This is a genomic window from Celeribacter marinus, from assembly GCF_965656515.1.
GTDB classification, from domain to species: domain Bacteria; phylum Pseudomonadota; class Alphaproteobacteria; order Rhodobacterales; family Rhodobacteraceae; genus Celeribacter; species Celeribacter marinus_D.
In genome coordinates, this window is record NZ_CBFHKW010000098.1 from 1 (window position 1) to 3874 (window position 3874).

The window sequence follows — 3874 nt, forward strand, 5'->3', positions numbered from 1 at the left end:
ACCCCAGAAACCCGGTTACGCGGTTGATCGAGTTGATCAGGTGGTAGCCCTGATCGGTCATTTCCATGCGGACAAGAACATAGCCCGGCATAAAACGGCGCTCGACGGTTACTTTTTTACCGCGGCGTACTTCAATAACTTCTTCTGTCGGGACCAGAACTTCGTCGAACTGATCCTGAAGGCCCTTTTCTTCCACAGCCGTTTTGATCGCTTCGGCAATCTTTTTCTCGAAGTTCGAGAGAACGCTTACCGAATACCAACGCTTAGCCATGGGGTCATTGCCTTTGTCTAATCCCGACGTAATCGCCGGATCGTGTTTCAATCTCAAGCACTTAAGTGCCACTCCCCCGAACAATAAAGCGGCGCGCAACTCGAATCGCTGCACGCCTTGTAAGGTGAGTGCGCCCGCTCTACCGCCTCAAGCATGTAAGTTCAAGCCTTTAGGGCCCTGACTGGCGCCTCAATCGACACCGAAAACGCCGGTTGGCAACCCGTCCATCGACGTGCGGTTCTTCTCGTCCCAATATGCACGGATATCATCCTCACTGCGCTCAGCCGCCCAATTGCGAAGAGCAGGCCGCTCCTGCTTGAACTCGAACAAGGGAACACCGTAACCACAAGATGTCTGAACAAGATCGATCTCTTGCACAAAAAACTGTCGAGCATTTGTCGGTATAGCGCCGCCAATGTGCATGTCGAAAAGCTCGGCAAATTCTGGCGTGTCACGCTGTACTGATCTACCATGCCCATAAAGCCGCAAAATCATTGGCGGGCCAGACACGGCGCAAAACATCAATGTAAGACGACCATCGGCCAACATATGCGCCGCCGTTTCGTTTCCCGAGCCCGTCAGGTCAAGGAAAACAGCCTGATTTGGATTCGTGATGCGCAAATACTCTGTCGGGCGCGGCGTTACATTTACACGCGTCCCATCCGCGGCGGATGCACAAAAAAAATGTGCTGGCGCGCTATAAAGTCGACAAGCTTGCTCGAGATGTGATCAAATTGTTCAGCCAAAAGCGCCCCCTAAGTGACCCTGATGACATTCAGATAGCGAGACTGCTTATCCGACGAAATTCAACAGGCCCTGAAGTCCGGTTTTAATGATCAGATCAACGAGGAAAAAGAAAACAGCCGTAAGAGCCGCCATGATAAAGACCATAACCGTGGTCAACATGACTTCGCGGCGCGTTGGCCAGACGATCTTCGATACCTCAGCGCGAACTTGCTGGATGAACTGAAGTGGGTTTGTCTTAGTGGCCATTGTCTATTCCTGAACCTGATGTGGTTTGTGGCATCTACGCCAGTGCGCCGTAGAATTCAAGCCCAACGCGCCGTGAAGTCTTTCAGGCGACGTAAAAGGCCGATGAATGTGCTGCTGCGATAACGGGTTTGCGCGGCAATATCACTATCTGAGGCGCGTTGCGTTACAAGTTGCTTGGCACTGCGGCGTGCAATCAAATCGGGATGGGCACGGCGCAGCCAGTTGTACGCCCCGTCGACATGCATAGGTCCACCTAGTGGATCGCCCGCCTCACGGCCGAGCATCGCATCGAGATAAGGGATGGCACGGGCGATTGCGCCACTGCGCCATACTATGGCATGGGCGCAGGTAATGTCCGTCTCTGGGGACACATCGCACCAACCTTGAATGCTTGAGGTGCTCTCGCTCATGAGGCGAAACCCGAGATAGCACATATCCCAATCAGCGGCATCGAGTTGCGCGGACAATGTGGCACCGCCCCGACACAACCGCCGCGTTATCAATGCGTCATCTTCAAGAATGAGTACCTGCTTGTGGCCCGCCCCGTGCGCGGCCTTAAGCGCGGTGAGGTGACTAATAAAGCACCCACGCGCGCCACGTGAGGGAAAGCTGCCTTGGCTTTGAGGGCGATAGGCCGCGTGGCGGATCACATTCATTGACGCAAACGACAGCCCAATTCGCGCCAACTCGGCCTCCATCGCACGCAAACGGTCGGGACGACTATCAAGATTGATCACATAGACCGCATCGAGTTGGGCAAGGGGATGGGGGGCCAAAATAGTCTCCACACAAACGGTTCTGAACCACACATTGGTAGCTGCGCGTTCGGGTGGGCGCAATCACACTCGGACGTCTTGGTGTAAAATGGCAGGGGCACCAGGGTTCGAACCCGGGACCTACGGTTTTGGAGACCGTCGCTCTACCAACTGAGCTATACCCCTACTTGGTGCGCGATGGGATACGAGAGGCCGGATAGGTTTGCAAGCGCGAATGTGCGCTGCGCATGAAATACTCCGCACACGCACCCAATGCGCTACGATCAGCGGGACGGTCGTCGTGTGCGCCGCATCCAAAACACCGCACCCGCTTGCACGGCAACAACACCCACAAGGGATGCACACAGCCAGAAAAACGCCGCGTTGCTGGCAAGGCCCGGCATGCCACCGACATTGACGCCAAACAGGCCCGTCAGAAATCCCAACGGCAAAAATACAGCCGAAATCATCGACAAAACGAACATATTGCGGTTTAGGCGATCAGAGAGCTGACCGGAAAGCTCCTCACGCAACACGATCGCTTGATCGCGCAACTCATCAAGGTCTTCGATCACGCGCGTCATTTTTTGAGCTTCTTCTTCAATCTCGCGACGAGTCTCCTCATCTATAAAACTGCACTGGCTCAATGCGATTGCATGGATAACATCCCGCTGCGGCGCCATAAAGCGGCGCGCTGCAATGACCTGCAAGCGCAAATTTACAACATCAGACCGCAATCCATCGCTTTCATCGCGCACAATTTTATCTTCAAGTGCCTCGGCCTGAACGTCGAGATCCGATTGAAAATCCGCAATTTTTCCAGTCACATCCTCAATCAGACGGGTCAAAAACTGTCCCGCCGTTTGCGGCCCAATGCCTGCGCTCAACGCGTCACTCATGCGCTCAACCGCTCGCACACGGCGTAGTGATACGGTCACGATCCGGTGCGCATCAATCCACACACGCAAAGACACCATGTCCTCGGGGTCTTCGCCTTCGTTAAAGTTGATCACCCGCAGAATAATCATAAGGCCATCGCCAAGCGGTGTAATACGCGGACGCGAGGCGGGATCAAGGAGTGCCTCAATGGCCTGCGGGTCCAAGTAATCCAGATGACTGGCGATCCATCCCGCAGAGTCAGCATGCGTCCCATCTAAATGAACCCAGCCAAGCGTTTCGGCACGCAAAACCGTGCGCATTGCCTCATCGTCGAGGATGGCTCCCCGCGCCCCTCCCGTTAGGACATGAGCATACTTGATATGGGCGTCTCGCATCGGACTGTCCTTTTGATCGCACCTGCGCGCAAATGATACGGGGTCAGGCGCGAAGTGCAATTTATTACGGCACCGCTCATCACGCCCCCCTCGATACAAAAAGGCCCCGCGCATGCAGGGCCTTTTCTATTCGATCAATCGCGTAAGGGCGCTAAGCGCTCTTATTCGATGATTTTGGACACAACGCCGGAGCCAACTGTGCGGCCGCCTTCGCGGATCGCAAAGCGCAGACCCTCTTCCATCGCGATCGGTGCGATCAGCTCAGCGGACAGTTTCAAGTTGTCGCCGGGCATAACCATTTCCGTACCTTCGGGCAGAACACAAGTGCCTGTCACGTCGGTCGTGCGGAAGTAGAACTGTGGACGGTAGTTCGCAAAGAACGGCGTGTGACGGCCACCCTCTTCTTTGGTCAAAATGTAGACCTCAGCTTCGAACTTCGTGTGTGGCTTAACTGAACCTGGCTTAACCAGAACCTGACCACGCTCAACCGCATCACGGTCAACGCCGCGCAACAATGCGCCGATGTTGTCGCCAGCTTCACCGCGATCAAGCAGTTTGCGGAACATTTCAACACCCGTACA

The 3874-nt window shown here is 55.0% G+C and carries 4 protein-coding genes, 1 tRNA gene and 2 pseudogenes; all 7 read right to left on the minus strand.

All coding sequences use genetic code 11. The features are described from left to right. A partial coding sequence (locus ACTG34_RS13395) for a transcription termination/antitermination NusG family protein (RefSeq protein ID WP_439105387.1) occupies positions 1 to 271 on the minus strand: 271 nt, incomplete at its 3' end. Between the two features lie 189 nt (positions 272 to 460). Further along, positions 461 to 895, minus strand: a pseudogene (locus tag ACTG34_RS13400) (pyridoxamine 5'-phosphate oxidase family protein); the annotation flags it as partial. Between the two features lie 168 nt (positions 896 to 1063). Next, positions 1064 to 1264, minus strand: coding sequence for a preprotein translocase subunit SecE (secE, locus tag ACTG34_RS13405; protein ID WP_062217361.1), 201 nt, complete (start codon positions 1262 to 1264; stop codon positions 1064 to 1066). Between the two features lie 56 nt (positions 1265 to 1320). Beyond that, on the minus strand, positions 1321 to 2040 hold the full coding sequence (locus ACTG34_RS13410; RefSeq protein ID WP_342844531.1) for a glycosyltransferase family 25 protein: 720 nt from the start codon (positions 2038 to 2040) through the stop codon (positions 1321 to 1323). Positions 2041 to 2129: 89 nt separating this feature from the next. Then, positions 2130 to 2205 (minus strand) — tRNA-Trp (locus tag ACTG34_RS13415). Between the two features lie 98 nt (positions 2206 to 2303). Further along, entirely contained in the window at positions 2304 to 3293 is a 990-nt protein-coding gene (locus ACTG34_RS13420) for a zinc transporter ZntB (RefSeq protein ID WP_062217366.1), read from the minus strand. Positions 3294 to 3454: 161 nt separating this feature from the next. Beyond that, a pseudogene (tuf, locus tag ACTG34_RS13425) lies at positions 3455 to 3874 on the minus strand (elongation factor Tu); the annotation flags it as partial.